The organism is Rhodanobacter panaciterrae, assembly GCF_014651895.1.
GTDB classification, from domain to species: Bacteria; Pseudomonadota; Gammaproteobacteria; order Xanthomonadales; family Rhodanobacteraceae; genus Rhodanobacter; species Rhodanobacter panaciterrae.
Genome location: NZ_BMXT01000001.1, coordinates 1,056,167 through 1,072,833, shown reverse-complemented (window position 1 = coordinate 1,072,833; position 16,667 = coordinate 1,056,167). Strand labels below are relative to the sequence as shown.

General features: G+C 64.3%; 17 protein-coding genes. 1 reads left to right on the top strand and 16 read right to left on the bottom strand.

Annotated features, from left to right (window positions below):
- Positions 1–33: 33 nt before the first annotated feature.
- The 7 genes from IE071_RS05020 to IE071_RS04990 all read right to left on the bottom strand — a co-directional run bounded on the left by IE071_RS05020 (position 34) and on the right by IE071_RS04990 (position 6,808).
- Entirely contained in the window at positions 34–588 is a 555-nt protein-coding gene (locus IE071_RS05020) for an NADPH-dependent FMN reductase (protein ID WP_189440017.1), read from the bottom strand.
- Between the two features lie 34 nt (positions 589–622).
- Positions 623–1,171 carry a hypoxanthine-guanine phosphoribosyltransferase gene (locus IE071_RS05015; protein WP_189440016.1) on the bottom strand — a complete coding sequence of 183 codons (549 nt, stop codon included), beginning with the start codon at positions 1,169–1,171 and terminating at the stop codon, positions 623–625.
- Complete coding sequence (nagZ, locus tag IE071_RS05010) at positions 1,168–2,184, bottom strand: beta-N-acetylhexosaminidase (protein WP_189440015.1); 1,017 nt, start codon at positions 2,182–2,184, stop codon at positions 1,168–1,170. Before nagZ ends, IE071_RS05015 begins: the two co-directional genes overlap by 4 nt.
- The gene (locus IE071_RS05005) at positions 2,178–2,699 is read right to left on the bottom strand and encodes a CYTH domain-containing protein (protein WP_189440014.1); all 522 of its coding nucleotides are present in this window, start codon (positions 2,697–2,699) and stop codon (positions 2,178–2,180) included. The genes nagZ and IE071_RS05005 overlap by 7 nt, the downstream gene beginning before the upstream one ends.
- Complete coding sequence (gene rlmD, locus IE071_RS05000) at positions 2,696–4,033, bottom strand: 23S rRNA (uracil(1939)-C(5))-methyltransferase RlmD (RefSeq protein WP_189440013.1); 1,338 nt, start codon at positions 4,031–4,033, stop codon at positions 2,696–2,698. Before rlmD ends, IE071_RS05005 begins: the two co-directional genes overlap by 4 nt.
- A gap of 92 nt (positions 4,034–4,125) precedes the next feature.
- Positions 4,126–4,734 carry a YdbL family probable chaperone protein gene (locus IE071_RS04995; RefSeq protein WP_189440012.1) on the bottom strand — a complete coding sequence of 203 codons (609 nt, stop codon included), beginning with the start codon at positions 4,732–4,734 and terminating at the stop codon, positions 4,126–4,128.
- Between the two features lie 52 nt (positions 4,735–4,786).
- Positions 4,787–6,808: a translocation/assembly module TamB domain-containing protein gene (locus IE071_RS04990; RefSeq protein WP_189440011.1), complete on the bottom strand. Its 2,022-nt coding sequence runs from the start codon at positions 6,806–6,808 to the stop codon at positions 4,787–4,789.
- 45 nt (positions 6,809–6,853) lie between these two features.
- On the opposite strand from IE071_RS04990, the gene IE071_RS04985 reads away from it, so the two are divergent.
- Complete coding sequence (locus IE071_RS04985; protein WP_189440010.1) at positions 6,854–7,591, top strand: response regulator; 738 nt, start codon at positions 6,854–6,856, stop codon at positions 7,589–7,591.
- Here the strand turns inward: IE071_RS04985 and recO are convergent.
- The 9 genes from recO to rpoE form a co-directional block, all read right to left on the bottom strand.
- The gene (gene recO, locus IE071_RS04980) at positions 7,588–8,310 is read right to left on the bottom strand and encodes a DNA repair protein RecO (protein ID WP_189440009.1); all 723 of its coding nucleotides are present in this window, start codon (positions 8,308–8,310) and stop codon (positions 7,588–7,590) included. The two genes, IE071_RS04985 and recO, sit on opposite strands and share 4 nt — an antisense overlap.
- Positions 8,311–8,378: 68 nt before the next feature.
- Positions 8,379–9,311: a GTPase Era gene (gene era, locus IE071_RS04975; protein ID WP_189440008.1), complete on the bottom strand. Its 933-nt coding sequence runs from the start codon at positions 9,309–9,311 to the stop codon at positions 8,379–8,381.
- A 153-nt stretch (positions 9,312–9,464) separates the two neighbouring features.
- A complete protein-coding gene (gene rnc / locus IE071_RS04970; protein ID WP_189440007.1) occupies positions 9,465–10,124 on the bottom strand; it encodes a ribonuclease III in 660 nt (219 codons plus the stop codon).
- A gap of 3 nt (positions 10,125–10,127) precedes the next feature.
- Positions 10,128–10,511: a DUF4845 domain-containing protein gene (locus IE071_RS04965; RefSeq protein WP_189440006.1), complete on the bottom strand. Its 384-nt coding sequence runs from the start codon at positions 10,509–10,511 to the stop codon at positions 10,128–10,130.
- A gap of 167 nt (positions 10,512–10,678) precedes the next feature.
- Positions 10,679–11,569 (bottom strand): signal peptidase I, encoded by an 891-nt coding sequence (gene lepB / locus IE071_RS04960; protein ID WP_189440005.1) that lies wholly within the window; start codon positions 11,567–11,569, stop codon positions 10,679–10,681.
- 45 nt (positions 11,570–11,614) lie between these two features.
- Positions 11,615–13,408 (bottom strand): translation elongation factor 4, encoded by a 1,794-nt coding sequence (gene lepA, locus IE071_RS04955; protein ID WP_189440004.1) that lies wholly within the window; start codon positions 13,406–13,408, stop codon positions 11,615–11,617.
- Positions 13,409–13,606: 198 nt separating this feature from the next.
- A complete protein-coding gene (locus tag IE071_RS04950) occupies positions 13,607–15,082 on the bottom strand; it encodes a DegQ family serine endoprotease (RefSeq protein ID WP_189440003.1) in 1,476 nt (491 codons plus the stop codon).
- A 170-nt stretch (positions 15,083–15,252) separates the two neighbouring features.
- A complete protein-coding gene (locus tag IE071_RS04945) occupies positions 15,253–15,936 on the bottom strand; it encodes a sigma-E factor negative regulatory protein (protein WP_229792754.1) in 684 nt (227 codons plus the stop codon).
- A gap of 9 nt (positions 15,937–15,945) precedes the next feature.
- Positions 15,946–16,527, bottom strand: coding sequence for an RNA polymerase sigma factor RpoE (gene rpoE, locus IE071_RS04940; protein WP_189440002.1), 582 nt, complete (start codon positions 16,525–16,527; stop codon positions 15,946–15,948).
- Positions 16,528–16,667: the final 140 nt, after the last annotated feature.

Here is a 16,667-nt window from a genome sequence, read left to right as displayed (position 1 = left end):
CTCTCAATAGAGCTGGGGTTCGGAGTGGTGCGCTCAGCCACGCAGGGCGGCGAGCCGGGTGGCATAGCTTTGCAGATGGCGAGCCAATGCGTCACGGGTGCGCTCGTCGGCCAGGTGACCGTCGACGATCTTGGTATGCGCCTGGAACACCAGCACCTCGCCCTGCGGCTCCGTCTGTGCGCCGGCGCGGCGCAGGATCAGGCGCAACTGGTCCTGCGCGCGCACCGTGCCGGTAATGCCGGGGCTGGCGCCGGCGATGCAGACGATCTTGCCGGCCAGCGCTGCCGTCTTGCGATCCCGCCCCGGTCGCGATGCCCAGTCGATGGCGTTCTTCAGCACACCGGTGACGCCGCCGTTGTATTCAGGGCAAGCCAGTAGCAAGCCGTCGGCCTGATCGATCGCCTGTTTCAGGGCGACGACGGATGTGGGATCGCCCTGCTCCTCGACGTCCTGGTCGAACAACGGCAGGTCATGCAGTCGATGGATCGTGATGGACATGCCGGCTGGCGCCAGTTCCTGCGCGGCGTGCAACAGGGCGGTGTTGAAGGAGGCGGCGCGCAGGCTGCCGGAGATGCCGAGGATGTTCATGCACGATGTTCCTGTTCTGTTTGTACGAGCGGAGCTACTTCAGCGCGTAGATAGCCGGCAGATTGCGGCCCTGCTCGTGGTAATCCATGCCGTAGCCGAACACGTAGCGGTCCGGCAGCTCGACGCCGTTGAAATCGGAGGCGATGCCTTCGACCAGGCGATCGTGCCGCTTGGTGCACAGGCTGGCGATCAGCACTTTCTTCGCGCCGCGCGCATAGCAATCTTCACGCACCGCCTTCAGCGTGTGGCCTTCGTCGAGGATGTCGTCGACCAGCAGCACCACGCGACCAGCCAGCGGCACCGCCGGCTCACGCAACCAGTGCAGGTCGCTGCCGGAGGTGGCGCCGCGGTAGCGCGTCGCATGCACGTAGTCAAACTCGAGATCAGTGCGAATCGCCAACGCCAGCTGGCCGGCGAAGATCAGTGCGCCGTTCATCACGGTGAGGAACACCGCGCGCTCGCCGTCCAACGCGGCGTCGATCCGGCGGCCCATGTCGGCGATCACGGTTTCCAGTTCGCCGCGCTCGTGCAGAAGATCCGACTGCGCCAGCGCATCGGCCAGTGATGGCATTGGAGTATTCATGCGATTCCTTGATCGGCGTGCAAGGCCGTGATGCGCGCGACGAAGCGATCGCGTTGCGGGTTATTGGTGAGGCTGTCCCAGCTCGCACCCAGCGCTCCACGCAGGGCGGCCAGTTGCGGCGGCATCGGCAGCGCATCGCCCGGCATCGCGGCAATCGCCTCGTCCACCACGTCGGGGAAACAGGCCAGCACCAGATCGCAGCCGGCGTCCAGATGCGCACGTACGCGCTCGCCGACGCTGCCGGCAGCACCGGCCGCGGCCATGCTGATGTCGTCGCTGATCACCGCGCCGGTGAAACCCAGTTCGCCGCGCAGGATTTGTTCGATCCACACTTTCGAATAGCCGGCCGGCTGGCTGTCCACCGCCGGATAAGTCACGTGCGCCATCATCACCGCCTCGACCCGCGCCTCGATGCACTCGGCAAACGGCTGCAGATCGTCACGACGAATCTCGTCGAGACCGCGCGGGTCGATCGCCTGCGCCTTGTGCGTATCGGTAGCGACCGAGCCATGTCCGGGGAAGTGCTTCAGCACCGCCGCCATGCCGCCCAGATGCATGCCGCGCACGTAGGCCTGCCCCAGCTCGGCGGTCACCGCCGGATCGGCGTGGAACGCGCGCGGGCCGATCGCCGCATTGCCGCGGGCCAGATCGACTACCGGCGCGAAACTGAAATCGACCCCGCTGGCGCGCAGCTCACTGGCCATCACCCAGGCGTGTTCCTCGGCCAGCCGTACCGCGTCGATCGGGTCACGCTCGTACGCCGCGCCGATCGCCGCCAGCGGTGGCAGCCGAGTGAAGCCGTCGCGGAAACGCTGCACCGGACCGCCTTCCTGATCGACCGCGATCAGCAGCCCATCGCCACCGACCTCGCGGATCGCATCGCACAGCGCGATCAGTTGCTCGCGCGACTGGTAGTTGCGCGCGAACAACAGCACGCCGGCGACGCCTGGTGCGGTGAGCCAGCGCTTCTCGTGTTCGGCCAGCTCCAGCGCGGCCACGCCGATCATCAGCATGCGGCATCCTCGGCAGCGCGCTCGGCCGGCGACCACTGCCGGTACGGATGCGCGATCAGGTTGACGTTGTAGTAGCGCGTCAGCGCGCTCACTTCGCGGCCCAGCCATGCCGGACGCGGGAATGGCGCATCGACCGCCGGCAGCTCCACTTCGGCGACGATCAGTCCGTGGTTGTCGCCCTCGAACTCATCGACCTCGAACAGCACGCCGTCGACCCGCACATGGTGGCGCACCTTTTCCAGCACGCCATCGCACAGACTGGCCAGCAACGCCTTGGCATCGGCCACCGGTATCGGATATTCGAACTCGGCGCGAGCGATACCCGGGGTGGCCGCCTTGATATTGAGCCACGCCAGCTCGCCGGCCAGGCGGGCGCGCACCGAAGCACGCGCACTGCCATCGCGCAGCGCCTGCGCGCCGACCAGATAGCCTTGCGCGATCGGCTCGCTGCGTTCGATGGCGGTGCGCCAGCCTTCGCTGGCGAGCAGGAATTTGCGTTCGATTTCAATTTTCATCTTTCGAACAACGCGATCGATTCGACGTGCGCGGTATGCGGGAACATGTCCATCACGCCGGCCGACTTCAGTTTGAAGCCGTGCTGGTTGACTAGGATGCCGGCGTCGCGCGCCAGCGAAGCCGGATGGCAGGAGACGTAGACGATGCGGCGCGTCTGCTTGTGCGGCAGATACTCCAGCACCTTGTCGGCACCGGCGCGCGGCGGATCGAGCAGCATCTTGTCCCATGGCTGGCGTGCCCAGTCGGCAGCGCGCTGATCCTCGAACAGATTCGCCACATGGAAGCGCGCGTTGTCGATGCCGTTGCGCGCGGCGTTCTGCGCGGCACGCTCGACCAGGCCATGTTCACCTTCCACACCAACCACTTCGGCCACGCGACGGGCGATTGGCAAGGTGAAATTGCCGAGGCCGCAGAACAGATCCAGCACGCGATCGGTCGGCTGCGGATCGAGCAGTTCGAGCGTGCGCGCCATCATGCGCTGGTTCATGTCGGCGTTGACCTGCACGAAGTCGAGCGGCTGGAACTCCAGCTCGACGTCGGCGACGGCTGCGTCGCCACTGGCGATGCGGAACGCCAGCCGCGGGTTCTCCGGCCACAGCGGATGCACGCTGCTGTTGCCGCCCGGCTGCAGGTAGATCGCCAGCCCGTGCTGCTGGCCGAACGCGGTCAGTGCGGCCAGATCGCGCTCGCTCAGTGGCTGCATATGGCGGAACACCAAGGCCATCAGCTCGTCGCCGGCGGCGAATTCGATCTGCGGGATGCTGTCGACCGCGTCCATGCCGCTGAGCAGGTCGGCGAGCAGACCGACCTTGGGACCCAGCGCCGGATGCATCACTTCGCACTGCTGGATCTCGGCGACGAAGCGCGGGTTCTGCTCTTCGCGGAAACCGACCAGCACGCGGCCCTTCTTCATCACGTTGCGTACCGACAGGCGGCCCTTGCGCCGGTAACCCCACGGCTCGCCGGTGAGCGGCGGCAGCCACAGCTGCGGCGTGACCTTGCCGATGCGCTCGAAATTTTCCGCCAGCACACGCTGCTTCGCCGCGATCTGCGACTCGGCATCCAGATGCTGCAGCGAGCAGCCGCTGCAATGCGCGAAATGCTGGCAGCGCGGCTCGACCCGGTGCGGCGACGGCACGATCACCTCGACGACGTCGGCCTCGTCGAAATGGCGATGACGTTTGCGCAGCTTGGCCAGTACCTGTTCGCCCAGCAGTGCACCGCTGACGAACACCGTCTTGCCGTCGATGCGGGCCACGCCGCGACCGTCATGGCCGAGGTCGGTGATGTGGGCTTCGAACGGAGTCGACGGAACGGAGTTGGATCGGGACATGAGGCTCGGACGGTTGAGGCCGCTGGGGCTGGCCGCCGATTATCCCAGATCGGCCACGACGACGCCCGGAGGCGTCGCCGCGACTGAAAAGCTTATTTCTGTTGCCAGGCGCCGCCAGCGTTCTGGTAATACCAGCCGGCACGGGCCTTTTCGATCCAGCTCTTGGCGAAGGTGGCGCGGATCTGCGGCGCCCACTCCGGGTGATTGTTGGCGTTGGCGATTTCGGCGTACAGCGCCGTGCGGTCACGGTTTTCGTCGGCGACGGTGGCATTGGCCTGCGCGCGCTGGCTCAGTGGCACCTTGGCAGCGTCACGCATGGCCACCATGCCATCGTTGGTGAAACCGACCGCGCCGCTGTCCAGTAGCTCACCCAGCGGCCCCTGGAAGCGATCGTGCATGCGTCCGCGAATCGCTTCGGTGGCACTGGTCTGGACACGGATGTTCGGCACATCGGCCGCGTAGGCCGCCGGAATCAGCAGATCGAGCAGGGTCGCGGAGGGCTGCTGGGCATCATTCTTCGGCGCCGGCGGCGGCTCTTTCGGTGCCGGCGTGGCGGCGGGAGTGGCGCTATCCAGCACATTGCCGATGAACTGGTCAGCGGCCTTCTGTGCTGCCGCCTCGGGGAAGTACACGTTGATGGTGACGCAGCCGACCAACGCCACGGCCAGTGAGGTCAGGATCACGTAGACGAGCTTGTGCATGACGGACTCCGCAGTGAAAACATGAGGAAAACAGCAGACAACTCGTACCCGGTCAGTGAATTTCCGGAGCCGTTCCAGTGATGGCATCGTGCAGGCGCCGCAACAGGGTCGGCCAATCGACCTGGGTCTGATGGCCGATCACCTGCAGGCGTGGCAAGCCGCTGCCTTCGACGATAGTGTAGCCGTCGGCAGTCGGCTCCAGACCACTCATCTGGCAGACCGTGCCCTGCAATGTGCAATTGAGGCCGATCTGTTTGTAGCCGAAGGTCTTGAACAATTTCAGCACGGCACCTTGCAGGCCGGCGGCAATCCCGCCGCCACCGACGGCGGTGAGGTTGTTCACCGCGCGCTGGCTGATCCGCCCGCCGCTGCCGGCGAGCAGATTTGCCTTGAACGCAACCGGGTTCCAGTTGACCAGCCGCAGGTCGTTGATCGAGCCGTCGAGCCGCCCGCTGATACTGCCGAAATCGAACACGCTGGTGATTGCCGCCAGATCCAGCTGCTTCATGGCGATGTCGCCATTCAGCACCGGGTTCGGCCCGAACGGCTGCTGCAGCGAAAGCCGGGTGATGTCGACGAAGCCGCCAAACAGGCTGGCCGACAGCCCACCCTGTAGTTCGAAACGGTCGTCGACCCAGCGCAGCGAGGGAATCGCGCCGCCCAGCGTGCCGGGAAAGGCCGGCCAACCCATGGCTGTGCTGAAGGCAGCCATGTCGACCCCGGTCAGCACCGCTGACGTCGACAATCGCTGGCCTTTCGCCGCCGCCGGGCGCCAATCCAGATCACCGATACGCAGTTGGCCTTTCAGCACTGGCACCACTAGCGGTTGCTGCAGACTGAGCGTGCCAGCATGACTCTGCCATTGCGATTGCGCGGCACCGTTGGACACTCGATAGAACTGCAGGCTGCGCCAGCCCAGCGTGGTCGCTGGGCGTTCGCCCTCGCTCGCCCAGTCCAATCCACCGTGCAAGTTGTCGACCGCCAGTCGCCCATCCGCATCAGCCATGTCGAGGCTGTCGGTCGTGAACGCGAAACTGTGTGGGCCATCGGCGCGCAGATCCAGGCTGCCACTCAGTTGGCCGGCGATACGCATGTTGTGCAGACCGAGCGTGGTCAGCCAGGCCTGGCCATAGCGCTGGTAGGCCGCCGGGAAACTCGCATGCAAGTGATCCAGCTTCAGCGTTTTCAGCTCGCCTTTCGCATCGAATGCCAGTGCACCATCGAGCTGCAACGCATCGGCGTCATTGATATGCAGACGGCTCAATTCGAAGGCACCGTTCTGCGCATCGGCACGCAGGCCAAGCTGCACCGGATGATCCGGCAACTTGGCATACAGCGGTCCGAGCAACAGCTCGCCGCCGTGCAGGCTGGCATCCAGATCGATTCGGGCCGGCCCACCGGTGGTGTCGAGCTCGAACCGACCCGTACCGTTCAACCCCTGCCCTGCCAGAGTCCCGACTGGAGTATCGAAACCCGCGCCACTGAGCGTGAATTGTCCGGAGGACTGCAGGCCGGGATCGCGCAGATCCAATGCCAGCTCGGCATCCAGCCGGCCGCTGGTGGGACGGCCTGACCAGACCGTGCCGAGCAATCCCTGCAACCAGCCGGCGGGAAGATTGTTCAGGCGGATCTGTGCGTGCGTGGGTTGATCCAGCGGCAACGCGGCACTCGCATGTGTCTTGCCCTGCAGGATATCGATCAGCAGGGTATTCGCCGCCCCGCTGATCTGGATGTTCACATGGGCATCGCTGAGCGCCCCACCCGGTGCACCGGCCAGACGCACCGTGCTGTCGAGAATCCAGCGCCGGCGATCATCCCGTTGCAAGTTGCCATCGAGGCTCAGGCCCAGACGACGCCAACCCATCGCCGGCACATCCGCCTGACCAGCACGCAATTGCAGCTGAAGTCCGCCGGCAGCGTCCTCGCCGAGCCTGACGGTCACCGCCTGCAACCTCACGCCGGGAAGACTGATCGACTTCGCTGTCAACAGCACATCCGCCCGCGCAGGCAGCGTCCAGCCGATCCCCAGCAGGAGGCAGCAGCACAGCAAAAGATGGCTTGATGTCGGGCGCATGTCGCGCCATTCTGCCAAATTAAGCTGAACGACAAGGATTTCGTCATGACCAGCCCTCACACCGAGCCCGATTTCGCCCCTGCCGATGCCACCCAGCCGCGCGTACTGGTGGCCGACGACGACCCCGGCAGCTGCCGTTTCCTGTGCGATGGGCTGCGCTCGCTGGGCGCCCAGGCGGAAACCTGCACGGACGGCATGGCGGCGCTGGAACGCGCACGCAGCGAGACTTTTGACCTGTTGTTGCTGGACTGCCGCATGCCGGGTGCCGGCGCTTTGCAGATACTCGGCTCGCTGCGTGACGACGCGCAGGCAGGTTCGGCGGACAGCATCGCGGTGGCCACCACGGCCGAACTGGGGCCGGGCGACCGTCAGCCACTGCTCGACGCCGGTTTCAGCGAGATCCTGCTCAAACCCTGCGGACTGGCCGATCTGCGGCGCATGCTGGCGCTGGTGCAGCCGGATCGGTTCGACGCCTGCGTGCTCGACGACCGCGCCGCGCTGAGCACCAGCGGCGACGCCACCACCATGCGCGCGCTGCGCCTGCTGTTGCGCGAGGAGCTGGCCCTGCTCCATCAGGAACTGGACTCGCTGAGCCAGGACCCTGCTGGCTTCAGCGAGCGACTGCACCGGCTGCGCTCATCCTGCGGCTTCTGCGGTGCTGCCTCGCTGTCGTCGCAAACCATTCTGCTGCAGCAACAGCTGTCGCACCACGGCGCGACCCCGGCTGCACTGGCAAGATTCCGCAAGGCACTGCTGGCGACCCTGCAGGCACTGGATCGCTAACGGTCCGTTGGTTGCCGCGAAACCGCCATCGCCAAAACCCGCCAGGCGCGCAATTCGCCGCCGCCCAGATGGAAGCGGATGACCTCGCGCATCATGTCGCGCAGCGCTTTCAGGCCGACGTTGTCTGGCATCTCGTCCTGCTCCAGCGCCAGCAAATCGCTGCCGCGCAGGGCGAGCGTGCTGCCGACTGCACAACGCACGGCACCTTGCTCGACTCGATAGCGATAAGACGCCTCCGGTATCAGAGCTTCTCCGGTAGCCGAGTCGTATTGCAGCTGCAGGCCGTAACCGATCGCCTCCAGCAGGTCGCGCTCGAAGCGGCGCAGGCTCCACGCCAGCGATTCGCCGGCGGTCAGCCGTGCCAGGGTCTGTGCATAGGCGTCGAACAGCAGCGGAAACGGATCCTGCCGACCAGTCAGGCGCACCACCAGTTCGTTGAGATACAGCCCGGCCAGACCAGCATCGCCTGACAGGCGCATCGGCGTTCCCACCGCTTCAATCGCGGTCAGCGTGGCCATCTCGCCACGCAACAGCAGATCCATCGCCAGCGGCTGGAACGGTTCCAACTGGGCCCGGCGCAAGCGCGCGCGTTCGCCACGCACACCGCGGGCCACCACGCCGAGTCGGCCATGTTCGCGGGTCAGGCATTCCAGCAACAGCGACGTCTCGCGGTAAGGCCGCGCGTGCAGGACGTAGGCGGGTTGCTGTTCAAGGCGCATGCGGTGGAATCGACAAGGATGAATCGGAAAAGCCAGGCGCGGTCGTGGCGAATCCCGACTTCCTGTGCTTAGTCCGTATAGCCGAATTTCTTCAGCATGTTCTCATCGTCAACCCAGCCCTCGCGCACCTTCACCCACAGCTTGAGGAACACCTTGCGCTCGAACATGCGCTCCATGTGGCGTCGCGCACTGGTGCCAATGGCCTTGAGCTGGGCGCCACCGTTGCCGATCACGATCGCCTTCTGCCCCGCGCGCTCGACCCAGATGATCGCGTGAATTTCGGCGATGCCGTCGGGGCGGTCGCTGAATTGCTCGATCTCCACCGTGGTCGCGTAGGGCAGCTCCTGATCGAGCCGCAGCATCAGCTGTTCGCGCACCATCTCGGCGGCAAGGAAACGCTCGCTGCGGTCGGTGACTTCGTCTTCGCCGTATACCGGCGGCGCCACGGGGAGACGTTTCAGGATCGCCTGTTCCAGTTCCTTCAGGCCCTGCTCCTTGAGCGCGCTGACGTAATGGATTTCGTCGTAGCTGTGCTTCGCCACCAGCTCGGCCACGAACGGCAGCATCACCGTCTTGTCCTTGTTCAGATCGACCTTGTTGATCACCAGCAAACGCGGCGACGACTGCTCGACCAGCGCGGCATACAGTGCCTCGTCCTCGTCGGTGAAGCGGCCGGCCTCGATCACCTGAACCACCAGGTCGACATCGCTGATCGCCGAGCGCGCGGCGCGATTGAGACTGCGGTTCATCGCCCGCTTGGCGCCGCGATGCAGTCCCGGCGTATCGACGTACATGATCTGCCCGGCCTCGGTGGTGTTGATGCCGAGGATGCGATGGCGGGTGGTCTGCGGCCGCGGGCTGATGATCGACAGACGATATCCGATCAGCGCATTGAGCAGGGTCGACTTGCCCACATTGGGACGCCCGGCCAGGGCGACCGTGCCGCAGCGGAAATTCTCATGCGGCAAGCTGCCGGCGGCGGGATCCAGTTCGTGGTTCATGACGTGATGTGCTCGACAAGTCGGATGGCAAGTGTAGTGCTTCGCCGGAAGCGGCATGCTATCGGCGGGCTCGCGCGCATGCCGCGGCGGGCCGCAGCCCAGCTGGCGCATGGATGAAAACGGAAGAATCGGGACCCGAGGCAGCGATCCGGATCAGGGTTTGTGCTGCTGCTCCAGCAGCTGGTTCAGCACGATCTCGGCCGCATCCTGCTCGGCGGCGCGACGACTGCCGCCGCGGGCCTCGGCCGTGAGCGGCAACGGCTCGTCGATCGTGCAGCTGACATCGAAGGTCTTGGCGTGATCCTCGCCATGGCTGGCGGTCAGCTCGTACTGCGGCAGCGGCCAGCCGCCTGCCTGCAGATGTTCCTGCAGTCGGGTCTTGGCGTCCTTGGAGGAGCGCCGCAACGCCGCTATACGCTCGCCGAACAGCTCGCGAACGGTGTCGCGGCAGGCGTCGAAACCGCCATCCAGATATACCGCGGCGACCAGCGCCTCGAATGCGTCGGCCAGAATCGAATCACGCCGGAAACCGCCGGTCTTCAGCTCGCCGGGACCGAGTTTCAACTCATCGCCCAGCTCCAGTTCGCGCGCGACCACCGCCAGTGCCTGACCATTGACCAACTGCGCGCGCAGCCGCGACAGCTCACCTTCGTTGGACTTCGGGTGAACCTCGTACAGCAACTCGGCGATGATCGCGCCCAGCAGCGCGTCGCCGAGAAACTCTAAGCGCTCGTTGTTCGGTTTGCCGATGCTGCGGTGGGTCAGCGCCAGCTGCGCCAGCGCCGGATCGCGAAAACGGTAATTCAGCTTCAAAAGTTACTGTTCCACATTGCCCTGCAGCGGCACGCTCTTGTTGAAGTGCAGCAGGAAGTCGATGTTGTACATGAACGGAATCTGCTTGTCGTAGGCGACCTGCAACTGATTGGCACCGCCGGCATCACGCTTGATGGTGATGTTGGCCGGCTTGATGGTGGCGTCGTCGACATACTGGAAATTCATCTTGAACATCAGGCCGCGGCGGATCTCGTCCAGTGACTTGCCGTTGGTGCCCTCGGTGGCGACCTGGTTCATCGCCTTGACTACGCCCATGTATTCCGAATACGACGGAAACAGTTTCATCCCCATGAAGGCGAAAAAGCCCACGATGGCCATGATGAACAGGAACCCGATCAGGGTGACGCCCGACTGCTTCGATTTCATAGTCCCCTCGCTATGCCGCCTGTGCGGCGTGCCCATCGTTTATGGATTGCTTTGCCGATCGCCCGCTCGATCCAGCCGGTGCGCCGATTGTGCCTGCAAATTCTCGCACTGTTGACGATCCTGCGTACGGGGCAATCGACCCCGTCACGCTTTGGCCGATCAACAGCTCAGTGGATCACGGTTCCAATCCGCGAAAAGTCCACACCGCCGGTACCCCAGCCCTTCCAGCTCATCCAGATCAGGAACGCCTTGCCGGCCAGGTTTTTCTCCGGCATGCAGCCCCACCAACGGCTGTCCTCACTGTTCTCGCGATCATCGCCCATCACCAGGTAGCAATTGTCCGGCACCACTGACGGCATGTTCGCATTGGGAACCGACGGCGTTGCCATCCGGTTCGGCATGCGCGCGATCAGGTGGTCCACCGGGCCCAGGCGTTCCTTCCAGATCATGGCGCCGTAGGACAGCAGTTCCTCGTCGGCGTGACGCGCATGATTGCCCACGAACGGACCTATTTCCTCAGCGACGACCGGTTTGCCGTCAATAACGATCTGGCTGTCATGGACCTCGATGGTGTCGCCCGGCAGACCGATCACCCGCTTGATCCAGTTCTGGTTGGGCACAGGAATGCTGCAATCCTGATTGCCGCCGTGCACGACCGAGCCATCGGCCTGATGGCAGGTATAACCAGGCCAGCGGAACACCACCACGTCGCCGCGCTTGGGCTCGCCCATGCTCACGAACTTGTTGTTGAACGCCGGCATGCGCAGGCCGTAAGCGAACTTGTTGACCAGGATGAAATCGCCCACGTCCAGCGTCGGCATCATCGAACCCGATGGAATCCGGAAGGGTTCGGCCACGAACGAGCGCAGCAGTAGCACCACCAGCACCACCGGAAACAACGAGCGGGCCCAGTCCACCGGCACCGGATCGCGATACTCATCGCCCGCTGCGTCGAGGCGCGTTTTGCGCTTCTTGTACAAGAACAGGCGATCCAGGCCCCACACCACGCCGAACAGCACGGTGAGGCCAAGCAGAATCGCCGAAAAATCGAATTCCATGCCTTAACTCCAGGTTGCCAGACGGATCATCGCTGATCGCATGTGTTATTTGTCCACCTTCAGCACAGCCAGGAAGGCTTCCTGCGGAATCTCCACCCGGCCGACCTGCTTCATCCGCTTCTTGCCTTCCTTCTGCTTCTCCAGGAGCTTCTTCTTGCGGCTGACATCGCCGCCGTAGCACTTGGCCAGAACATTCTTGCGCAGGGCTTTCACGGTGGAGCGCGCGATGATCTGCGCGCCGATGGCGGCCTGAATCGCCACGTCGAACTGCTGGCGCGGGATCAGATCCTTCATCCGCTCGACCAGTTCGCGACCTTTGCGGTCGGCATGGCTGCGATGCAGGATCAGGCTCAGCGCGTCGACGCGCTCGCCGTTGATCAGCACGTCGGTACGCACGAACGGACCGGCTTCGAAGCGCTCGAAGTGGTAGTCCATCGAGGCATAGCCGCGCGAGACGGATTTGAGCCGGTCGAAGAAGTCCATCACCACTTCGGCCAGCGGCATCTCGTAGCTGATCTGCACCTGGGTGGCCAGGTACTGAATCGAGCGCTGTACACCGCGCTTCTCTTCACACAGGGTAATCACGTTGCCGATGTATTCCGGCGGCGTGAGGATATTGGCGACGATGATCGGCTCGCGGATTTCCTGCACCAGGCTGGAGTTGGTCGGCAGCTTGGCCGGGTTGTCCAGCATCAGGATCGAACCGTCGGTCTTGAGCACCTCGTACACCACGGTCGGCGCGGTGGTGATCAGGTTCAGATCGTATTCGCGCTCCAGCCGCTCCTGCACGATCTCCATGTGCAGCATGCCGAGGAAGCCGCAGCGGAAACCGAAGCCCATCGCTTCCGACGACTCCGGTTCGAAGAACAGCGCCGCATCGTTGAGGCGCAGCTTGTCCAGCGCCTCGCGCATCGCGGGGTAATCATCCGAGGATACCGGGAACAGGCCGGCGAACACGCGCGGCTGCATCGTTTGGAAGCCGGGCAGCGGCTTGTCGGCGGGCTTGCCGGCATGGGTCAACGTATCGCCGACCGGCGCGCCATGCACGTCCTTGATCGAGGCGTTGATCCAGCCGACTTCGCCGGCACCGAGCTTGTCGAGCTTCTTGCGCTTGGGCGTGAACACACCGACGTCGCCGACCTCGTGGGTACGGCCCGTCGACATCACCAGCAGCTTGTCACCGGGCTTGATCTCGCCCTGCATGACACGCACCAGCGAAACCACGCCGAGGTAATTGTCGAACCAGGAATCGATGATCAGCGCCTGCAGGCGGTCGGTATCGCGCGGCTTCGGCGGCGGGATACGCGCGATGATCGCCTCCAGCACCTCGACCACGTTCAGGCCGGTCTTGGCGCTGATCGCCACCGCGTCGGTGGCATCGACACCGATCACCGCCTCGATCTCAAGCTTCACTTTTTCGACGTCGGCGGTGGGCAGATCGATCTTGTTGATCACCGGCACCACTTCCAGCCCCTGCTCCACCGCGGTGTAGCAGTTGGCCACGGACTGCGCCTCGACGCCTTGCGCCGCGTCGACCACCAGCAGCGCGCCTTCGCAAGCAGCCAGCGAACGGCTGACTTCATAGGAGAAATCGACGTGTCCCGGGGTGTCGATGAAATTCAGCTGGTAGGTCTTGCCGTCACGCGCGGTGTACGGCAACGACACCGACTGCGCCTTGATCGTGATGCCGCGTTCGCGCTCGATCGGGTTGTTGTCCAGCACCTGGGCTTCCATTTCGCGATCGGCCAGGCCGCCGCAGATCTGGATGATGCGATCGGCGAGGGTCGACTTGCCGTGGTCGATATGGGCAATGATGGAGAAGTTGCGGATCAATTCCATGGAACGCTGGCGGCCTGTCGAGCTTGGGTTTCACTGCCGCGCACCATGCGCAGCAACACATCACCAAGGGGTAATGCTAACCCGTCATTATCGCATGGAACCCGCCCTTGCCACCGCACGACCAAGATGCGGCACGGGTGCCATCCGACGTGGACGCCCCCCGTGCCGCGCTCCGCTGACCGTGGTCGACCCAGCCGATTACTTGCCTTCCGGTACTGTCAGGCCGATAAAGTTGCTCTGGTCGCCACGACGCACCAGCAACAGCACTGTACTGCCAGGCTTCACTTCCCTGGTCGCCGCCTGGAATTCGGCCACGGTGCCGATCTTCTGCTGGTTGACCATCAGGACCACATCACCGGCCTGCAAACCAGCCTGTGCCGCCACCGGGCCGGTGACGTCGCCAATCACCACACCCTGCCCCGACTTCAATCCCAGCTGCTTGCGGGTGTCGTTGTCCAGCGATTGCACGGTCAGGCCCAGTGCCGTCGAACCGCTTTGGCTCGATGGCGGCATGGCGCTCCGCTTGTTGTTCACCGCAGCCTGATCGCGCGAGGCCTCACTGACGGTGACGTCCAGCGTCTGCTTCTTGCCGTTGCGCAGGATCTCCACCGGAACCTTCCTGCCCGGCTTGGTCATGCCGACCAGCGGCGGCAGATCCGCCGCCTGCTGTAACGGCTGACCGTTGTAGGACAGGATGATGTCGCCAGCTTGGATGCCCGCCTTGGCCGCACCGCTGTCCGGACTGACATCGACCACGGCGGCACCCGCACCGTTGTCGAGCTTGAACGCCTTGACCATGTCGTCGCTGACTGGCCCCATCGTCACGCCGAGCTGGCCGCGCGACACGTAGCCCTTGCTCTTGATCTGCTGCACGGCATTCATCGCCACGTCGATCGGGATCGAGAACGACACGCCCATGTAATCGCCGGTATTGGAATAGATCTGCGAATTGACGCCGACCACGCGGCCCTGCAGGTCAAACAGCGGACCGCCGGAATTGCCGCGGTTGATCGGCACATCGGTCTGGATGAACGAGGTATACGCCTGATCGCGTTCGCCCAGGCTGCGCCCGACTGCGCTGACGATGCCCTGGGTCACGGTGTAGTCGAAACCGAACGGCGAGCCGATCGCCAGCACCCACTGGCCCGGCTTCAGGCTGCGCGAATCGCCGAGGCTCACCGCCGGCAGGCTGCCACCGGCATCGACCTTGAGCACGGCGATGTCGTAGGTGGGATCGGTGCCGATCACCTTGGCGGTCAGCGTGCGCCGATCCTGCAGGCGCACGCTGATCTTGTCCGCATGATCGACCACGTGATTGTTGGTCAGGATGTAGCCATCGCTGGAAATGATGAAGCCCGAGCCCAGCGAGGTGTGCTTCTGCTCCTGCGGTGACGGCATCATCGGCATGCCGAAGAAACGCCGCAGCATCTCGGCCTGCGGATCGTCAGGCATGCCTTGTCCGGGCATCGTGCTGTTGCGCGCATCGCGGTTCGCAGCCTGCTTTTCGCCGCTGTACTTGGCCTCGATATGCACCACCGCAGGTGCGTTTTTCTGCACGATGCCGGTGAAATCCGGCAATGCTGCCGCGGCCGTCGTCTGCGCCTGCACCCCACTGACACTGGCCAGACCCAACAAGGCACAGCACGTCAGGGTACGCAAGATGGATTGTTTCATGACTCCTCCTTGGTTGACTCAGCCGGCAAGACTCCAGGCTGATGGAATGACTTCAACGATGGCGCGTCGCTGTGAATCCGCACGCACGCCTGCCATCGGTCCATGCAACGGGCCGATGACGACGAAACCAGTGGGAAAACGAGTCGCGGGCAATCACACGCGAACTCGCCTTATTGCGCGACGGCGGCAGCCTGACGCGAGGTGCCCGGAACTTGTTGTTCCGGATCGAGCAGCAGCAAATAGCTGCCGTCGTTGTTGTCGAGCGTGCGATAGCGGTGCATTGACGGGTAGCTCGACAGACGACGCGCATACGCCGGCTGGTTCTGGCCAAATGGCGCACCCAGCGTGGCGGAGGCCTGCTGACTGAGCAACCCGGCGGAATTGCCACTCAACCACGGCGGCACGGCAGCGGGAGCGGTCGGCTTGCCGATCGGTGCGGCAGCGGCGACCGTGTTGGCCTGCTGCATGGTTGACGCCGTCACGCGCTCGGCATCGCCCACCGGCTGACCGATCATCAAGGCAGCGGCAGCGACGCTGGCGGCAATCGCGCCACCGGTCGACCAGCGTAGCCAGTGACTGCGCCTGGATCTCGCCGCGGCTGGCACCGACGCCTGCTCAATCGCCTGCATCACCCGTGTCGCAAACCCGGCCGATGCCAGCGGCGGCAACTGCTGGCGCAGGCTGTCGCGCGCGATGTGGTAACGAGTCCAGCTCTGCTGCAACGAAGGATCGTGATCGAGCCGGCGCAGCAGGAAACGCAACTGCTCCTTCGACAACTCACCATCGATGCCGGCGGAAAGGCTTTCCGGAGCATCTGGATTCAAGTCCGCCTGGTTCATGTCTGCCTGATTCATGTCTGATCCTCAGCGGTCCGACAACAGGGGCCGCAGTTTTTCGTCAATCGCTTCGCGTGCCCGGAAGATGCGCGAGCGCACCGTACCGATCGGGCAGCCCATCGCTTCGGCGATTTCATCGTAGCTGAGGCCATCTACCTCGCGCAGCGTGATAGCTGTCCGCAGCTCTTCGGGCAAGGCTTGGACAGTGGAAAACACGGATTGTTCAATTTCCTGGCGCATCAGCTCGCGTTCGGGCGTGGCGCTGTCGTGCATGCGCTCGGCACCGGCCATGAACTCGGCGTCATCGGCGTCGATGTCGCCGGCCGGGGGACGCCTGCCCATCGCCACCAGGTGGTTCTTGGCGGTGTTCACCGCAATCTTGTACAACCAGGTATAGAAGGCGCTGTCGCCCCGAAACGAGCCGATCGCCCGCCACGCGCGAATGAATGATTCCTGTGCGATGTCCTCGCACTCGGCATGGCTGCGCACATAGCGCGACACCAGCCCGATCACCTTGTGCTGGTACTTGCGCACCAGCAGGTCGAAGGCCCGCTTGTCTCCCTGCTGGACCCGCTCGACCAGCGCGCGATCCAGTTCGTTTTCGCCCATCCGGGCCGTATCCGTCGTCAATGCCGTCATCCGCTGCGGAGCTTGTTTTGAACTGAACGCGGCGCTCAGACCACAGTCGGGCGCCCGAGTTCAGCATGCGTGGGTTATCGTCCCTTCACCATAACGCACCACCTGTTGGC

Bases quoted from the DNA above. Each gene is read 5' to 3' on its own strand.
- IE071_RS05020 (WP_189440017.1), bottom strand. From the start codon at position 588: ATGAACATCCTCGGCATCTCCGGCAGCCTGCGCGCCGCCTCCTTCAAC.
- IE071_RS05015 (WP_189440016.1), bottom strand. From the start codon at position 1,171: ATGAATACTCCAATGCCATCACTGGCCGATGCGCTGGCGCAGTCGGAT.
- nagZ (WP_189440015.1), bottom strand. From the start codon at position 2,184: ATGCTGATGATCGGCGTGGCCGCGCTGGAGCTGGCCGAACACGAGAAG.
- IE071_RS05005 (WP_189440014.1), bottom strand. From the start codon at position 2,699: ATGAAAATTGAAATCGAACGCAAATTCCTGCTCGCCAGCGAAGGCTGG.
- rlmD (WP_189440013.1), bottom strand. From the start codon at position 4,033: ATGTCCCGATCCAACTCCGTTCCGTCGACTCCGTTCGAAGCCCACATC.
- IE071_RS04995 (WP_189440012.1), bottom strand. From the start codon at position 4,734: ATGCACAAGCTCGTCTACGTGATCCTGACCTCACTGGCCGTGGCGTTG.
- IE071_RS04990 (WP_189440011.1), bottom strand. From the start codon at position 6,808: ATGCGCCCGACATCAAGCCATCTTTTGCTGTGCTGCTGCCTCCTGCTG.
- IE071_RS04985 (WP_189440010.1), top strand. From the start codon at position 6,854: ATGACCAGCCCTCACACCGAGCCCGATTTCGCCCCTGCCGATGCCACC.
- recO (WP_189440009.1), bottom strand. From the start codon at position 8,310: ATGCGCCTTGAACAGCAACCCGCCTACGTCCTGCACGCGCGGCCTTAC.
- era (WP_189440008.1), bottom strand. From the start codon at position 9,311: ATGAACCACGAACTGGATCCCGCCGCCGGCAGCTTGCCGCATGAGAAT.
- IE071_RS04965 (WP_189440006.1), bottom strand. From the start codon at position 10,511: ATGAAATCGAAGCAGTCGGGCGTCACCCTGATCGGGTTCCTGTTCATC.
- lepB (WP_189440005.1), bottom strand. From the start codon at position 11,569: ATGGAATTCGATTTTTCGGCGATTCTGCTTGGCCTCACCGTGCTGTTC.
- lepA (WP_189440004.1), bottom strand. From the start codon at position 13,408: ATGGAATTGATCCGCAACTTCTCCATCATTGCCCATATCGACCACGGC.
- IE071_RS04950 (WP_189440003.1), bottom strand. From the start codon at position 15,082: ATGAAACAATCCATCTTGCGTACCCTGACGTGCTGTGCCTTGTTGGGT.
- IE071_RS04945 (WP_229792754.1), bottom strand. From the start codon at position 15,936: ATGAATCAGGCAGACATGAACCAGGCGGACTTGAATCCAGATGCTCCG.
- rpoE (WP_189440002.1), bottom strand. From the start codon at position 16,527: ATGGGCGAAAACGAACTGGATCGCGCGCTGGTCGAGCGGGTCCAGCAG.